The following is a 16,336-nucleotide window of genomic DNA, read 5'->3' as shown; positions in this document are numbered from 1 at the left end:
GGACAACCAGGATCACCTCGCGCATGCTCGATCGCAACAGGCAGTCCCAAATCGCCGGTCCTCGATATGGCCAGGCTTTGTCCGCGGACCTCTATTATGACGGGGCGCAGAATTATAGTCCTTACGGTCGAGACTATGCCGCTCACGACGAGAGATTCAATCCGCTCAAGCTGCTTTTCTATGTCGTGCAATATCGCTGGCTGATCGTCATGATGGCGGTGGCTGGCCTGGTTGCCGGTATCATAGTGACAATGATGCAGACGCCGAAATATCAGGCAACCACGCAGCTGGAAGTCCTGGTCCCTTCGGCAAAGGTTTTTCAGGACATCGAAGTGGTTTCCGAAAACAGCGACTTACGCGCATTTCTGACCGCTCGCGAGAAATTGAAGAGCCGGGCGCTGGCCCAGCGCGTCGTGTTTCAGCTGGGGCTCTCCGAAAAACCGGATTTCCTGTTCCCGACCCCGAGCTTCTCGCTCAGCAACATCTTCTACCGTGCATTCGGAATTTCCAAATCGCCTTCGATCCAGGAAAAGACCCCCGAAGAGCGAGAGGCGATGGCGATCAAGCGCGTTCTGAAGGATCTGACGGTCAACCTTGTGACCAACACCAGCTTGCTGTCGATCACCTTCATCGACCAGAAGCCAAGATATGCAAGTGACGTCGCCAACCAGGTCGCGCAGAGTTTTATCGATCAACGTCTCGACCAGACCAGCGAGACGTCCGATCTGGCGAGACAGTTCATCCAGGAACAGGTCCTGCAGGTCAAGCAGAAGCTGCAGAAGTCCGAGGAGGAACTGGTCACCTATGCGAAGGATGCCGGCATCACCGTCACCGGCGACGATAAATCGCTGATCGGATCGAACATCGAGGCGCTGAACACGGCGCTCGCGACCGCTATCCAAGATCGTCTTGATGCCGGTCGCGTCGTGGACCAGATAGACAAGGGCCGAGGCTCCAGCCTGTCACCGGTTCTGGAGAGTGATGGCTTACAAAAACTCAGCGAAAAACTCGCGGACCTCAAGAGCCAATATCAGCAGAAACTGAGCATTCTGAAGCCTGGCTTTCCGGAGATGCAGCAACTCCAGTCGCAGATCAAGGAGCTGACGCGGCTCTATAACAACGGCGTCCTGGCGATAACCGATTCGCTGCGCCTGAAGTACCAGGAAGCGCAGAACAAGGAAGCCGACCTCAAATCCAAGCTCGCCGAGATGGAAAAACAGCAGGTCGTCTTCAATGACAAGAATATAAAATACACCATCCTCAAGCGCGAGGTCGATTCCAACCGGTCGCAATATGACAGCCTCATCACCAAGTTGAATGACGTAGGTGTCAGCTCCGAGCTCAAGACGCAAAGCGCAGCCATCGTCGATTACGCGACCCTGCCCGTAAGTCCCTATTCTCCGCGCCTGATCATCAATCTGGCGATCGCGCTAGCGCTGTTCATGGCTCTCACTGCATCGATCATCTACATCATCGAGTTGCTGAACAACACCTTCACCAACCCCGAGCAGGTCGAAAGGGAGCTGGGGCTGGCCATGCTCGGCATCCTGCCGCTCGTCGATGACCGCGAACTGATGGCCAGCATCGCCGATCAGAAGTCCGGGCTATCGGAAGCTTATCGTTCGCTGCGAACGTCGCTGCAATTCTCCGGCGCGGAGGGCGCGCCGCGTTCTCTCCTGGTGACCAGCTCCGAGCCTTCCGAAGGCAAGTCGACGACCTCGTTCAAGCTCGGTCAGGATTTCGCCGCCCTCGGTGCGAAGGTCTTGCTTATCGACGGCGATCTGCGCAAACCGAATCTTCATCGGCTGTTCGGTCTCGACAACGCGATTGGGTTGAGCAATCTCCTGACGAATACCGTGCGCAAGGAAGATGTGGCGGGCATATTCAGGACGACCAAATATCCCAACGTGACCGTGCTGACGTCGGGAACGATCCCGCCCAACCCTGCGGATCTGCTTTCGTCGCCGAAGATGGCGCTGATCGTCACAAATCTCGGCAAGCGCTTCGACCTCGTCATCATCGACGCTCCACCGATCGTCGGCCTGTCCGATGCGCCCATTCTCAGCCGGCTTGCCGAGGGCACGCTGGTGGTCATTTCCACCAACCAGGTGACGCGCAAGGCGGCCAAGACGGCGCTGAAACGACTGCGCGCAGCCGGAGCGAATGTGATCGGGGCGGCAATGTCGAAATTCGCGGTGAACAAGTTCGACTACAACTACGCCTATAAGTACATGAACTACCAATATTACGAACATGGCGCGGGCACGCCGAAGATTGAGGGCAAAGTCGATGACGAAGCAGGCCAGCCCGCTCATGCAAAATCTCCTGCGTTCAAGCGTTTGGTTCGTCGCCTCCGTTCTGGTGTTGATGGCTTCGTCGATCGGGCTAAGTCGGCTCCTTGAGGAGGGAACGCCGAGCGTGTCTCTGGCATTGGACCCGCTGAACGCAGATGCCTTGATAAACGAAATTGCCGGCGAGCTGAACGAAACGAGCGCCGATATCGGCGCCTTGGCCGCCAAGGCCAAGAATGCGCTTCGCTTCAATGTCGCGGACGCCCGTCTCTACAGCCTGATCGGCGAGATCAAATATCGGCAAGGCGAACAGACCCAGGCTTTCGAACTTTTCGACCAGGCGCGAAAGCTGTCCAAGACTGAAATCCATGCGCTGCAGAGGTCCATCGATCGCTCGATCTCGGCAGGCGATCTGGCGAGAGCCGTGGGCGAGATCGACACCTTGCTGCGCCGGTGGCCAGACCAGTTTTCGGCCGTCGCCCCAGGCTGGCCTGCTATCCTTTCCAGTTCCGACGGCTATCAGGCCGTGCTGGCAGCCCTGGAGGCAGAGGCGCCGTGGCGTGGTAAGCTTTTTCTCGCCCTTGGCCAGAACCCGCAAAGCCTGGGCCCTGCAAACCAGCTGCTGCTCGATCTCGGGCGCACGGGTGCTCCGCCGACATCCAGCGAATTGTCCGCCGTTATCACCGGTTACATCAAGCAGAAGGACTATGGCCCGGCCTATCGGCTGTTTCTTTTCAGCCTGTCCGATCGGGAGCGGAAGCTGGGCGGCTATATCTTCAATGGCGGCTTCGAGCCGCTCTTCAGCGGCAAGCCGTTCGACTGGGTGATACACGACCGATCTGGGCTGGAGATCACCTTTGCCGGATCGCAGGGCGCGGGTGAAACCGACAGCGGGGCGACGGTTCGATTTCTAAACACGCCGGTCAAGAACGCCGCGCTTCAGCAATATGTCGAATTGCCGCCCGGCTCTTACCGGATGTCCATGACCGCGTCCGCGACAAATCTCAAACTGCCAAAGCAGCTGTTCTGGTCTGTCAGATGCGCGGACCCGTCAAGCGAGATAGCGCGCTTCAACATACCGGAAGGCACATTCAACCGGCGAAGCCTGAGCCTGGATTTCACCGTCGGACCGGCTGCGTGTCCGATACAGTTGCTGAGGCTGGAAACGGCCGCAATTGCCGAGAGCTGGCGGTTTCGATACGTCGGCACGCTGGTCATGCACAGATTGAGCATCGAAAGGGTGTCGTCGTGAGAGCACGGTCACGGCAGACCGGGCAGTGGGACAAATACCTGCTTGGGTCGGTGCTTTTCCTGTCCCTGCTGATTGGCGGCGGCACCGCGAGCGGTCTCTATACCGAAACGCTGATCGAGATAGCGGCGATTGTCTCGGCCGCGGTCATCCTGTCACGGCCCAGCGGACAAACAATTCCCCGGGCGATCTTGTGGCTGATCGCTCTCGGCCTGGCCATGTTTTGCTTCCAGATCGTTCCGCTGCCCGGGGCCTTGCTGGATGGGTTGCGGCCCGAGGTGCTGCTTGCCAAAACCTGGATGGAGGGTGAAACGCAATCGCGCTTCGTCAGCGTCGGCGTAGGGCGCACGATCGAGTGCATGTTGTATTTCGCCGCCGCCGCGGCATTCTTCCTCAGCGTCACCCGCCTGCGCACCGAGCAGGTCTACGGCCTTGTTCCCTTCTTTTTCATGGGAGTCATCTGCAATGGCCTGGCCGCGGCGATCCAGTATTCGCTCTCCGATACAGTCGCCATAGAAGGATTGCTGCCGTTTACGATCAATGCGGGCCTGTTTGCCAATCAAAATCACTTTTCGGCCTTGCTCTTCGTCTCCATCCCATTTGTGGTCTATTACGGCCTGTTCCGTGGACATTTTCTGTCCGGATCGCTTGGGCTGACGATGCTCTTGCTGCTTCTTCTGGCAGCCGGCTCGCGCGCTGGCATTCTGATCGGACTGGTGACCACCGCGATTTCCGTTGTCTTCCTGTCCGCTCGCTCGAGGGCGGGCGGATATGGCATTCTTGCGGTTTTCATCGGGCTTTCCGTCTACACGATCGGCGCATGGGCTAAGATCGATGCGAAAGTTGTCGATCCGGCATTCGGCAGGACGGAGTTTGCTCGCACCACGATCGAAGGAATGAAAGAGAACTGGGTGACTGGCGTTGGTTTTGGCAGCTTCCCGAAGGTCTATCAGATATACGAAAAAGCCGGAATGATTTTCAAAACTTATGTAAATCATGCCCACAATGACTACCTCGAATTGGCATTTGAGGGCGGCATACCGGTCGTTTTGTTAATGATTGTGTATGCCATATTGCTTTTCGCCTCGTCGGTCCGGATTCGCCGGGAGCCGTTACAGAAGGCTGCGTTTCTCTCGGTGTCGTTTTTGCTCGTTCACTCTCTTGTCGACTATCCCTTGCGAACCGCAGCACTCGCGATGACGTTTGCCTATTTGAATGCGATCGTCTTTCACAAGGGTTTTGCCGAGCGGCTGAACCAAAGGCGCGAGATGGGCGAGATAGGCCATCACGATGAAGACAATCTGCTTGTCCCGGCCATGACCTCGGGCCCGGCAAGGCAAGGGCGGTTGGCCGGGGCCGGGGACACTCGCTCGGCTCCTTCGTCGGGCACCAGATTGACAAGCCGCGGCATGAAACCTAAGCACGGGCGGCTTGTGTCAGGGGAGGGGACTTAGGCATGTCAAGGAGAGTTTCTTGAAAGGAATTATCCTTGCTGGAGGCAGTGGAACGCGCCTTTATCCGCTAACGTTAGCGGTCTCCAAGCAAATACTCCCGGTATACGACAAGCCGATGATCTATTACCCGCTGAGCGTTTTGATGCTTGCGGGGATTCGAGAGATTCTGGTCATTTCCACGCCGCGGGACCTGCCGGTTTTCCGCGAGCTGTTGGGCGATGGATCGGAATTCGGGCTTGAATTGTCCTACGCCGAGCAGCCGCAGCCCAACGGACTTGCGGAAGCCTTCATTATCGGCCGTGACTTCATCGGCGCGGACAGCGTGTCGATGATACTGGGCGACAACATTTATTTTGGCGACGGATTGTCCAAGCTTTGCCGCACCGCGGCATCGCGCGAAAGCGGCGCTTCGGTGTTCGCCTACCATGTCGAGGATCCGGAGCGCTATGGCGTAGTGTCCTTCGACAAGACCAGTGGAACCGCGCTCACGATTGAAGAAAAACCACAGAAGCCGAAATCCAACTGGGCCGTCACCGGCCTTTATTTCTACGACAACGAGGTTGTCGACATCGCCTCAAGGATTCGGCCCTCGGCTCGAGGCGAGCTCGAAATCACGGCGGTCAACAATGCCTATCTCGAGCGTGGCCAGTTGCAGGTGCATAGGTTGGGGCGCGGCTACGCCTGGCTCGATACCGGCACTCACGACAGCCTGGACGATGCTTCTTCGTTCGTGCGTACAATCGAACGTCGCCAAGGCATCAAGGTCGCCTGTCCGGAGGAAATCGCCTTCGAACAGGGCTGGCTGAGGGCTGAGGAGGTGTTGCAGCGCGCAACCCGCCTGGGAAAAAATGAATATGCCGCCTATCTGCGCCGCCGCGTGGTCGAGTTGTCGGAGGACTAGATGCTGGAGGTGAGACCCCTTGGCATCGAAGGTCTGCTCGAAATCATTCCGAAGCGGCACGGCGATGCCCGTGGCTACTTCACCGAAACCTGGAACGCCGCACGCTTCGCCGAGGCCGGCCTTGAACTCGCCTTCGTCCAGGACAATCACTCCTATTCCGCAGCGGCCGGTGTCGTCAGGGGGCTGCACTATCAGTTGCCGCCACGTGCCCAGGACAAGCTGCTGCGCGTTGTCAGAGGCAGTGTCCTTGATGTCGCGGTCGATATCCGCCGCTCCTCGCCGACATTCGGAAAATGGGTTGCCCTCGAGGTCTCGGCCGAGAAGGGCAACCAGATCCTGGTGCCCAAGGGCTTCGCCCACGGCTTCATGACGCTCGTGCCCGATACCGAGGTACTGTACAAGGTGACCGACACCTATTCGCCCGAACACGACCGCTCGATCCGTTTCGACGACCCCGCCATCGGCATCGAATGGCCGCCGCCGGCTGGCGGCTTCCAGCTTTCCGACAAGGACCTCAAGGCGCCGTTGCTCGCCGCCGCCGAGGTGTTTGCCTGATGAACATTGCCAGATGCATGGGGATAGCGGCATGAATTTTCTGGTGACGGGTGGGGCTGGCTTCATCGGTTCGGCGGTGTGCCGGCATCTGTGCGCCAACCCGGCCTACCGGGTGACCAATCTCGACAAGCTGACCTATGCGGGCAATTTGGCCTCGCTGCGGCCGATCGAGAATGCACGGAATTACAGCTTCGCCCATGCCGACATCTGCGACGAGAGGGCGGTGCTCGACATATTGCGCCGCGACGATATCGACATCGTCATGAACCTCGCCGCCGAGAGCCATGTCGACCGCTCGATCGATGGGCCGGGCGCCTTCATCGAGACCAACATCGTCGGCACCTACCGCATCCTCAATGCAGCGCTGGAGTATTGGCGCGGCCTTTCCGACGACAGGAAGGGCCGTTTCCGCTTCCATCACGTCTCGACCGACGAGGTGTTCGGCGACCTGCCCTTCGATGGCGGCATGTTCGTGGAAGAGACGCCTTACGCGCCGTCCTCGCCCTATTCCGCCTCCAAGGCGGCGTCCGACCATCTGGTGCGCGCCTGGCACGAGACCTATGGCCTGCCGGTGGTGCTGTCCAATTGTTCGAACAACTACGGGCCCTACCATTTTCCCGAAAAGCTGATCCCGCTGGTCATCCTCAACGCGCTCGACGAGAAGCCGCTGCCGGTCTACGGCGCCGGCGCCAATGTGCGTGACTGGCTGTTCGTCGAGGACCATGCGCGCGCGCTGGAACTGATCGCCACCAAGGGGCAGCCGGGTGAGAGCTACAATGTCGGCGGCAATTCGGAACGCACCAATCTGGGTGTCGTCGAGACGATCTGCGATCTGCTCGACGCCAGGCGCCCGCGGGCCGGCGGCAAAAGCTATCGCGACCTGATCTCTTTCGTCACCGACCGCCCCGGCCATGATCGCCGCTACGCCATCGACGCCTCCAAGATCGGCCGCGAGCTCGGCTGGGCGCCGAAGGAGAATTTCGACAGCGGCCTGGCAAGGACGGTCGACTGGTACCTGGACAACAAGTGGTGGTGGGGACCGATCCGCGAACAGCGCTATGCCGGCGAAAGACTGGGCGGAGCGCGCAAGGAGGCGGTGTGAGGCTCGTTGTCACCGGACGCGAGGGCCAGGTCGCGGCAAGCCTTCTGGAGGCCGGGCGCGGGCGCGAAGACGTCGAGGTCATCGCCATCGGCCGGCCGCAGCTCGACCTGACACAGCCCGAGACCGTGACCGCAGCGCTCGAGGCAGCTCAGCCCGACATCGTCGTGTCGGCCGCCGCCTACACGGCGGTGGACCAGGCCGAGGATGAGCCTGAGCTGGCCCATGCGGTGAACGCCGCCGGCGCCGGCGAGGTGGCGCAAGCGGCAGCGCGGCTCGGCGTGCCCGTCATCCATCTTTCGACCGACTATGTCTTCGACGGCACCAAGGACGGTCCCTATCTGGAAACCGACGCGACCGCGCCGATTGGCGTCTACGGCGCCTCCAAGCTTGCCGGCGAACAGGCCGTGGCATCAGCCAATCCGCGCCACGTGATCTTGCGCACTGCCTGGGTCTACAGCCCGTTCGGCAAGAATTTCGCCAAAACCATGCTGAGGTTGGCCAGCGATCGCGACGAGATACCGGTTGTGGCCGACCAATGGGGAAACCCCACTTCCGCGCTTGATATCGCCGACGCGATCCTGCATGCGGCAGCACGGCTGCACCGCAACGAGGATTTCGCCGCGTGGGGCATCTATCATCTGGCCGGCACGGGCGAGACCAACTGGAGCGGCTTCGCCCGCCATATCCTGGACACAAGCGGTGGGCTCGGGGGCCCCTCCGCGCGGGTACGGGACATTGCTGCGACGGACTATCCGACCAAGGCGCGCCGCCCCGCCAATTCACGGCTGTCGAGCGCGAAGTTTGCCTCCGTGTTTGGATGGCGTGCGCCGGTACTGCAGAAGTCGGCGCGAGAGGTGATCCGTCGTCTCCTGAGCAGGTGACCTGACCGGCTTTGACTGCATCAACAATCAGCAACCAGCGGGGGATTCACCGGCTGCCGCAGCGCGAAGCCGTATTTCAGCGTCGGCGGTTATCGAGTTGGTGATAGAGCTCGGCGTATGCTTTTCCCATCCTGTCAGCTGTAAAGAGGCGAACGTAGCGATCGCGAGCAGCTCGCCCCCAGTTCGCTGCCTCGATCGGCGATTCTACGACCTGGTTGATGGCTTCGGCAAGGCGTGCTGGATCGGAAGGCGGTACGACCAACCCGGTCTCGCCGGCTTTGTTCACATAACTTGTTCCCGTTCCGATCTCGCAAGAGATCATCGGTTTGCCGCACATCGCAGCCTCGACGAGAGAAAGCCCGTAGGCTTCCGACCTTTGGTTCGACGGAAAAACGAACCCCAGGCAGTTGTGGAGGAGCGCCATCTTGTGCCGCTCGGTGACCTCGCCTAGGAAAATCACATTGTTGCGACGCAACGTTTTGGCCTGAAGCTTGAGCCGCTCTTCGATAGGCCCTGATCCGGCAATAACGATCTTGCACCTGACTTTATCGGCCGCCTGGATCAGCACGTCCAGCCCCTTATAGTAGCGCAGGACGCCGACGAAGAGCACGAAGGGCTCCGCTACTGCCGCTTGGCACCATCTGTTGTCGGCTTCGGCCGGCGTGGGATAATCTGTTTCATCTATGCCGATCGGGATGATCGTCGATTTGCCCTCCAAGCCCCTGAGAACGGAGCTCGATTTCAAATAGTCCGGAGATGTCGCGACGATAGCGTCCACATCCCTGAGGAAGCGCAGCATCAGCGGCCGATAAAGAGGCAGCAAAAGTCTTTGTTTGACAATGTCGGAATGGTAGGTGACGACGGTCGGTTTGCCGTGACGGGATTGAAAATGCACCATGTCCATGAATGGCCATGGGAAATGGTAGTGTATGAGGTCGGCTTTCCCAGCGAGCGCCCCGAACTTCCGAAAGACCTCGAGCGAAAACCCGGTCGACGCCAGTTCGAAATCCAGCCTGGCTTTCCGGGCCATGTGCCCGTCGCGGTGCTGCGTGTTCTTGTCCGGAGCACGGCTCAAGGAGAGCACTTCGGTTTCGATGCCATGACTGGCGGTGCTTCGAGCGATGGCATGTATCGTCCGCTCTACCCCGCCAAAGGTATCGGGCCAGTATGTCTTGAAGAAATGGAGGACTTTCAAGCGTTGGTCTTCCGTCTTCGCTCGATGGCGAGTTCAAAAATCTGAAGCATACCCTTGGCGTAATTCTCCCAGGTGAAACGCGCGGCATTCTTCTTCGCGCCCGCAGCGATCCCGTCTCGGAATTTTACATCGACACAGAGCCGGTGGAGTGCAGCGGCAATTGCCGCGGGGTTCTTCGGATCGACGAGCACGGCGTTGTTTCCCGCGACTTCGGGCATTGACGAGGTGTTCGACGTCAGCACCGGTTTGCCGAAAGATTGTGCCTCGACGATCGGAAAGCCAAACCCCTCATAAAGCGATGGCATCACGAGAAATAGGCAATTCGCATAGATCGTCGCGAGCGTCGCGTCATCGACGAAACCGGTAAATTTGATGTTTGTCCCGAGGTCGCTATTTCGGACCTCGTCGGCCAAGCCCGTTTGTTTCCAGCCCTTGGCGCCGACCACGACCAGGTCGCAGCCAGACTGGGTGGCAGCCGGCAACAGGCCGTAGGCCTTTATCAGATTGCTGAGGTTCTTGCGTGGCTCGATTGTGCCGACAAAAAGCGCATAGGGCCTAGTGATGCCGAGCGGTTCCAGGCTCCCGACATCACCGGGCGCCGGTAATGCCGCGGTACCAGGGGCAACTGTCCTGACCGGCGACTTCAGCCAGGGGAATTCGTTCGTCAAGGCAGTGGCAGTGGCCATCGAATCCGCGACTACGACATCAGCGGTCTTCAACGCCGGCTTCATCAGCAGGCGGTCACCCATCCAGGTCCGGGTTCGCATGGTCTGCGCAGCGTGCAACCAGACGAGGTCGTGAATCGTGACCACCCGCCCGATCTCGCGGTCGAGCAGGAAGGGCAGGCGGTGCGATGGGCCCCACAAGATCTCCACTTTGTCACGCGCGGCCCAGGAGGGCACCACGGCCTGTCCCCAATAGGTTCGGGCGACAGAACCCTTGAAGTTGGCGGTCCGCACGGGAACGCCATGCGGAATATCGTAATCTGCGTTGATCTTGCCCGGTGCGTACAGAAAGACATCAGCGCCGAGAGCCGTCAGCGCTTTCACGGCATTGTGGACGAACCGCCCAATTCCGTCGGAGGCCGATCCCAGATTCCTGCCATCGATCCCGATTCTCAATCTTCTCTCCGGAAGCGAATTGAGCAGCGAATTGGGCAAAGGATTCCGGACATTTTTGCGGTGATAGCAGAGACAACGCTTCGAGGGGCGATCAGGCGACAAGTCATTATGAAAAAACGCTATTATACACTTCGCCGACTCCGTTCATCAAAATGATGCTGAGATTCCGCCAGGGGAAAACCGCTTGCGCCTCAGTCTGATAATGGTAGATGCATGGGTATCAGGGTCCCAATTCGAGAGTACGCCGCTGCCAAAGCTGATTATCCAGATCCCTTGCTATAACGAGGCGGAAACGCTCGCGATAGCGCTGAATGATCTGCCGCGGACCGTTGCTGGTTTTGACTGCGTCGAATGGTTGATCATCGACGATGGAAGCAGCGACGAGACAGTGAGGGTCGCCGAGGAAAACGGGGTCGACCACGTTGTCCGTCATACCAGCAATCGCGGTCTCGCCTATGCCTTCATGACGGGCATTGAAGCCTGCCTCGCGCGGGGCGCGGATGTCATCGTCAACACCGATGCCGACAATCAGTATAACGCGGCCGACCTGCCGGCGCTGACCAGACCGGTTCTCCAGGGGCGTGCGGATATGGTCATCGGCGCCCGACCGATATCGGAGATAGAGCATTTCTCGCCGGTGAAGAAGCTTCTGCAGAAGATCGGCAGCTGGGTGGTTCGCGTCAGCAGCGGCACCGATGTCCAGGACGCGCCAAGCGGATTTCGCGCCATCTCGCGGAACGCGGCCCAGCGTCTTGCCGTGTTCAACAACTACACCTACACGCTGGAAACCATCATTCAGGCAGGCCGCAAGAACATGCGCGTGGTTTCGGTGCCGGTCCGCGTCAACGGCGACCTGCGGCCGTCGAGGCTGGTGAAGAGCATACCATCTTATCTGAAGCGCTCGATTTTCACCATCATCCGCATTTTCGTTATCTACCAGCCGGCCCGGTTCTTCGGCACGGTTGCGGCCATTCTTTTTGGCGTTGGTTTTCTGATCGGCCTGCGTTTTCTTTATTTCTTTCTGTTTGACGGAGGTAGCGGCCACGTACAGTCGGTGATCCTGGCGGGTGTGCTCATGTCGATGGGCTTCCAGGCACTTCTGGTTGCCTTCCTGGCCGATGTGATAGCTGCCAACCGTAAGCTTCTCGAAGACATCCGCTATACGCAGCGCGCGACGCCAGGACAGATCACGCGAACGCGCACGAAGTTGCAGGAAAGCAGGCTGGACGGATGAAGGTAGCTGGCGGACAGGCAGAGGATGGCATTGTCATAGGCAACACCTATGACAAATACGGCACGCGGAACCTGATCGCCCGTCGGATGGTCGCAGGATTCGACGGCGCCCTGTCCGGCCTGGTGGCAAAGGTCGGCCCCGCCACCATCCACGAGGTCGGATGTGGGGAGGGCTATTGGGTCATGCGTTGGCTTGGCCAGGCCATCGATGCGCGGGGCACCGATTTCTCCACGCAGGTTATCGGAATGGCAAAGGAAGAAGCCCGCGGGCGCGGTATGGATCCCGGGCGTTTTGAAGTACGCAGTATCTACGAGGTGATGCCCGAACGGGATGGCGCCGATCTTATCGTGTGTTGCGAGGTGATGGAGCACCTCGAGGAGCCGCAAAAGGCCTTGCAGGCACTGCAGCGCATTGCAAGGTCGGACCTGATACTCAGCGTGCCTCGGGAGCCGCTTTGGCGTGCACTCAACCTGGCGCGCGGGAAATACGTATCTGCCCTGGGAAACACACCCGGCCATCTGCAGCACTGGTCGCAGCGCGGCTTCATTTCGCTGGTGTCGCAGTTTTTCGAAGTGGTCGAGGTTCTGTCGCCCTTGCCCTGGACCATGTTGCATTGCCGCTCTAGGAAGACAAAATGATTGTGCCAGTCCGTCCTTATGCAGGGTTCCGACTGAATCGGTACCTTTTTGCATTGTGAAAAACATCCAGGGTATAGAAATTGGCTGACCAAGCGACCGAGGGGGTGCTTTCCCCATTCTTGAAGCGGCAGCGAATTTTCGCTGTTAGAGAATACATAAAAGGCCGCGTATTGGACGTCGGTTGTGGCAATGGTGCGTTGGCGGAGCTTGTTGACAGCCGGAACTATGTAGGGATCGACCTGGATCCAGTATCGATCGCGGCTGCTAGAAAGAAATATCCTTCGCATAAATTTGTCCAGGCGGAACATCTGGCCGTTGGAGTGTTCGACACCATTGCTGCTTTGGCGGTAATCGAGCACGTAAAGGATCCTCGCACTTTCTTGGCGACTTTGAAATCAAACCTAGTGCGCGCCCCGGCTGCACGAATTGTCTGTACGACGCCTCATCCCTCGATGGATTGGGTCCATTGGGTAGGTTCTCGAATCGGTGTTTTCAGTCGAAGTGCGAACGAAGAGCATGAAGACCTGTTGGATAAAAAGAAGCTATCGGATGCTGGACGCTCGGTAGGTTTAAAGATGGTTAGCTACCGACGCTTTCTTTTTGGAGCGAATCAGGTTTTTTCGTTCACGCATGATGATTTATAAAACAATAGAGAGGTTTGTTAGAGACAATATTAGGGCTCTTGGATTTTCATTGGCGTTGTTTGCTCTGTTTTTCGTTTTTTATAAAATAGTATTGTATGGCAGTGAGATAAGTTTCCGAAATTTTGACACACTAGATTTAGTGTTTCTAATATTTGTCTCATTTATATGCGGAATTTCGAGTATTTTACTTGCTTTCGGCTGGCAGGAAATTCTTGTTTATGTAGGTGTAGAGCGACCATTTCGTTGGGCAGTGTGGGCTTACGCCACTTCACAACTGGCGAAATACGTTCCAGGTAATGTTTTCCAACTGGTCGGCAGACAGGCATTGGGGGTCGCCGCCGGTATCAGTAACGCCCCGCTTGCAAAGTCGTCCGTTTTGGAATTGCTGATAATCGCAGCGTCTACGATTTTGTTTGTCCCCCTCGTGTCACCATTCGTGTTTCTAGACGTTGGTTGGACCACTAGCTTACCCTTATTTTTTATTCTTGCTGCAGCACTTCTCCTGCTGACAGGATGGTTGTTCGGATCGACTCTCGCGAGGTCAGTGGCGTTCTATGCCTCTTATCTTGCTGTTTCTGGCGCGATCTTCGTTGTCGCCTACAGCCTTGCCGGTGGTTCGAGCGACCTTAGCCTCTATCCGGCGATAGCCGGTGCATATGTAATTGCCTGGCTTGCGGGACTTTTAACCCCAGGCGCGCCGGCAGGCATCGGGGTCAGGGAAGCCGTTCTGCTCTTTCTGCTCGACGGGCTCAGCCCCAGCTCGGTCATTCTTCTAGCGGTGGTGATTGGACGAATGATCACTGTCCTGGGCGATCTTCTATTTTTTGTTGGCGGGCTGATCGCCGGTCGACTGTATGGGACGACCAATGAACGAGACTGATGGGACCACCTCTTACAAAGTCGGATTCGGCCTGCTCGCCGCGCTCGCCTTTTTTATCGGCTTGTTTGTAAATGGAGCTCTCCCTGGGTTGATGGTGCCCACAACTGGTCAGGCTGTCTGGACGCTGGGCTTCGCACAGTCCTTCGCAAATGGCTTTTCGATTTACGCGACAAATTTTGGCTTGCCGGACCCCGCGGCGATCTCATTTGGACTTGCTGCGGCCTTGCCAACCGCTTTTTTCCTAAAAATCGGCGTCCCCCCCGCCGACGCATATTCGCTGGCATTCTCGATGTGGCTCGCTGTCGCATTTTATGGGGCGTACAGGTTTGTGCGCCTTATCGGAGGCAGGGGCGGGATTTCGCTTCTGTGCGCTCTGCTATGGCTCACGCTACCTGTCATATGGCAGCACGCAGATTATTCCATGGTATCCCTCGGATTTGCGCTTTTGCCAGCGTATTTCTACACCGCATTGCGGTTGGTGCGCTACGAGCAAAATCTGCGATCATCCGTCTTGTTCTTCGGAGCCACTCTGTCCGCAGCCTTCATGGATGGATATAGCTTCATGATGTTTGCCTCGGGAGTGGCAATTTCGCTCCTCGTTAGTTTTGCGACCAGTTCGACCGAACGCAACGAGATATTGTATAAATGTTTTCCGGTCACAGGAGCAGCATTTGCAACTTCTTATTTATTGTATACGGCCTACATCGGAAGGCCAAGCTTTGAGCCAGAGGATCTGGATTTTTTCCGAGCGTTCGGATCAAATATAGAGTTTTTTTTCATTCCTACTCAAGGGGCGCTATGGCTTCCTGATTCTGTCGGCCTCAGTGCTTTTCGTCAGGAGATTAACTATTTCGGCGATGGCTCAGTATTTAATGCCTCGTTCGCATTGATGTTAATCATAGCTGCGTTCTATGCCTTGGCGACTAGGTCATCCGACATCAAGTTGAAAGCTGCATTTCTGCTTATCGGCTTGTGCGGTTTCTATATGGCGTTGGGGCCATCGTTCAAATGGAATGTGCTTAGGCCTGATGGCGATTTCGGTCCGCTGATGCCTCTTCAGTACGCACCGTGGCGAACTGGAACGGAATTCCTTTCAACATATGTTCCCGGGTTTAACAACATGCGCGCCAGTTATCGCTGGGTGGCGCTTGGCATGTTTGGAGCGTGGGCATTGCTCGCTTTGCATGTGGCGAGTCGTCGCGTGCAGCCGGGGACTACAATTGCAATTATATTGGCTGGTATTGCTTTCAACATGCCGACGCGTGCCGTTATCGCGGATAATGTTCAGGCCCGGGAGATGATAGTCGGAATCGATCGCTATGTTGAAAGTCTACGGCCAATCTTTCGACCGGGGGAAAGGGTCGCCTTTCTGCCGTTTCGGAACGATTTTTTTGCCAACTATATGACCAGCAAATTGGATATTCGGACGTACAACATTGGTGGCGACAAGAACCTTACTGTCGCGATGGCCGGTTGGCCTGACACAATGCTTGCCTTTGAGCCCGGCAAGACAGGACCAGAATTCGGAAAGAAAGTGTTGCGGCTGCTCACGGAGCAAGACGCCGACGTCGCAGCGATACCGTACATGGATTTGTTATGGGCTGCGCATCACTGGCCGCGGACCGCTGAGTACTACGACGAGATGCAACCCTATTTAGACCAGATGCAATCGTCCGGAGTGGTCGATATAACGCGCGATGAGAACTTCGCTTTTGTTCGTCTCAAACCCACGCCTCCTGTCTCTCCACCGATACCATGAGGATAGTAGCACCACCTTCGGATTCAGACGAGCGCCGGCGTTGCCTCTTGGAGTTCTGAAGATGTTGCGAAGCAAGATTCCCTATGCAAGGAATTGTCGCCTGACTGTACGAAAAGGCAAAACTCAGGGGGCGGAATGAACTGGCGTCCTAAATCTTGGGGGTCAAAGCAGCCCCGTCAAATACCACCGGATGGCCCGACCCTGAAAGATCCCGTGTGGCAGATGTGCACGGCGGTACAATTCGAAGAGGATGCGTACATTGAGGCATCGCGGGCCCTCTTCCTTCCAGCAGGGGTGAAGCACAGGAAGCTATGGGAATGGGCCTACATCCGCTCTGCCCTGCTTTCTTACTTCGGGTCCCTCGAGGGGAAGCGCGGTCTTGGTTTCGGCGTGGGCCGTGAGCCTCTAGTAGCAAACTTCGCAGGCGCAGGG

14 protein-coding genes are annotated in these 16,336 nt (G+C 57.6%); 12 read left to right on the top strand and 2 right to left on the bottom strand.

From position 1 onward, the window contains the following. Positions 1–23 precede the first annotated feature (23 nt). The 7 genes from FJ964_RS14440 (at position 24) to rfbD (ending at position 8,433) form a co-directional block, all read left to right on the top strand. Positions 24–2,402: a polysaccharide biosynthesis tyrosine autokinase gene (locus FJ964_RS14440; RefSeq protein WP_140550996.1), complete on the top strand. Its 2,379-nt coding sequence runs from the start codon at positions 24–26 to the stop codon at positions 2,400–2,402. 313 nt (positions 2,403–2,715) lie between these two features. Continuing rightward, positions 2,716–3,543 (top strand): hypothetical protein, encoded by an 828-nt coding sequence (locus FJ964_RS14435; protein ID WP_246676181.1) that lies wholly within the window; start codon positions 2,716–2,718, stop codon positions 3,541–3,543. Further along, entirely contained in the window at positions 3,540–4,994 is a 1,455-nt protein-coding gene (locus FJ964_RS14430; protein ID WP_140550995.1) for an O-antigen ligase family protein, read from the top strand. Before FJ964_RS14435 ends, FJ964_RS14430 begins: the two co-directional genes overlap by 4 nt. Before the next feature lie 19 nt (positions 4,995–5,013). Then, positions 5,014–5,895 carry a glucose-1-phosphate thymidylyltransferase RfbA gene (gene rfbA / locus FJ964_RS14425; protein ID WP_140551303.1) on the top strand — a complete coding sequence of 294 codons (882 nt, stop codon included), beginning with the start codon at positions 5,014–5,016 and terminating at the stop codon, positions 5,893–5,895. Then, entirely contained in the window at positions 5,896–6,450 is a 555-nt protein-coding gene (rfbC, locus tag FJ964_RS14420) for a dTDP-4-dehydrorhamnose 3,5-epimerase (RefSeq protein WP_140550994.1), read from the top strand. It begins immediately after the preceding gene. A 31-nt stretch (positions 6,451–6,481) separates the two neighbouring features. Then, positions 6,482–7,552, top strand: a complete 1,071-nt coding sequence (gene rfbB, locus FJ964_RS14415; protein ID WP_140550993.1) for a dTDP-glucose 4,6-dehydratase — start codon at positions 6,482–6,484, stop codon at positions 7,550–7,552. Then, positions 7,549–8,433, top strand: a complete 885-nt coding sequence (gene rfbD / locus FJ964_RS14410) for a dTDP-4-dehydrorhamnose reductase (protein ID WP_140550992.1) — start codon at positions 7,549–7,551, stop codon at positions 8,431–8,433. The genes rfbB and rfbD overlap by 4 nt, the downstream gene beginning before the upstream one ends. 76 nt (positions 8,434–8,509) lie before the next feature. On the opposite strand, the gene FJ964_RS14405 is transcribed toward rfbD, so the two are convergent. Then, positions 8,510–9,628, bottom strand: a complete 1,119-nt coding sequence (locus FJ964_RS14405; protein ID WP_140550991.1) for a glycosyltransferase — start codon at positions 9,626–9,628, stop codon at positions 8,510–8,512. After that, entirely contained in the window at positions 9,625–10,749 is a 1,125-nt protein-coding gene (locus FJ964_RS14400; protein WP_140550990.1) for a glycosyltransferase family 1 protein, read from the bottom strand. Before FJ964_RS14400 ends, FJ964_RS14405 begins: the two co-directional genes overlap by 4 nt. A 184-nt stretch (positions 10,750–10,933) precedes the next feature. Here FJ964_RS14400 and FJ964_RS14395 point away from each other — a divergent pair, with 184 nt between their 5' ends. The 5 genes from FJ964_RS14395 (at position 10,934) to FJ964_RS14375 (ending at position 15,904) form a co-directional block, all read left to right on the top strand. After that, positions 10,934–11,983 (top strand): glycosyltransferase family 2 protein, encoded by a 1,050-nt coding sequence (locus FJ964_RS14395; RefSeq protein ID WP_224717409.1) that lies wholly within the window; start codon positions 10,934–10,936, stop codon positions 11,981–11,983. After that, on the top strand, positions 11,980–12,621 hold the full coding sequence (locus FJ964_RS14390) for a class I SAM-dependent methyltransferase (protein WP_140550989.1): 642 nt from the start codon (positions 11,980–11,982) through the stop codon (positions 12,619–12,621). Before FJ964_RS14395 ends, FJ964_RS14390 begins: the two co-directional genes overlap by 4 nt. An 80-nt stretch (positions 12,622–12,701) precedes the next feature. Then, complete coding sequence (locus tag FJ964_RS14385; protein WP_140550988.1) at positions 12,702–13,265, top strand: class I SAM-dependent methyltransferase; 564 nt, start codon at positions 12,702–12,704, stop codon at positions 13,263–13,265. Beyond that, positions 13,252–14,145 (top strand): hypothetical protein, encoded by an 894-nt coding sequence (locus FJ964_RS14380; RefSeq protein WP_140550987.1) that lies wholly within the window; start codon positions 13,252–13,254, stop codon positions 14,143–14,145. The genes FJ964_RS14385 and FJ964_RS14380 overlap by 14 nt, the downstream gene beginning before the upstream one ends. Continuing rightward, positions 14,132–15,904, top strand: coding sequence for a hypothetical protein (locus FJ964_RS14375; protein ID WP_140550986.1), 1,773 nt, complete (start codon positions 14,132–14,134; stop codon positions 15,902–15,904). Before FJ964_RS14380 ends, FJ964_RS14375 begins: the two co-directional genes overlap by 14 nt. Positions 15,905–16,336: the final 432 nt, after the last annotated feature.

This window comes from Mesorhizobium sp. B2-3-2 (assembly GCF_006442295.1).
In the GTDB taxonomy this organism is placed as follows: domain Bacteria; phylum Pseudomonadota; class Alphaproteobacteria; order Rhizobiales; family Rhizobiaceae; genus Mesorhizobium.
The sequence above is the reverse complement of the archived record's forward strand: the minus strand, read 5'-3'. Positions and strand labels throughout refer to the sequence as shown.

What these genes read in the sequence shown, in the direction of transcription:
- FJ964_RS14380 (WP_140550987.1), top strand. Translation starts at nt 13,252, where the DNA reads ATGATGATTTATAAAACAATAGAGAGGTTTGTTAGAGACAATATTAGG.
- FJ964_RS14390 (WP_140550989.1), top strand. Translation starts at nt 11,980, where the DNA reads ATGAAGGTAGCTGGCGGACAGGCAGAGGATGGCATTGTCATAGGCAAC.
- rfbC (WP_140550994.1), top strand. Translation starts at nt 5,896, where the DNA reads ATGCTGGAGGTGAGACCCCTTGGCATCGAAGGTCTGCTCGAAATCATT.
- rfbB (WP_140550993.1), top strand. Translation starts at nt 6,482, where the DNA reads ATGAATTTTCTGGTGACGGGTGGGGCTGGCTTCATCGGTTCGGCGGTG.
- FJ964_RS14440 (WP_140550996.1), top strand. Translation starts at nt 24, where the DNA reads ATGCTCGATCGCAACAGGCAGTCCCAAATCGCCGGTCCTCGATATGGC.
- FJ964_RS14375 (WP_140550986.1), top strand. Translation starts at nt 14,132, where the DNA reads ATGAACGAGACTGATGGGACCACCTCTTACAAAGTCGGATTCGGCCTG.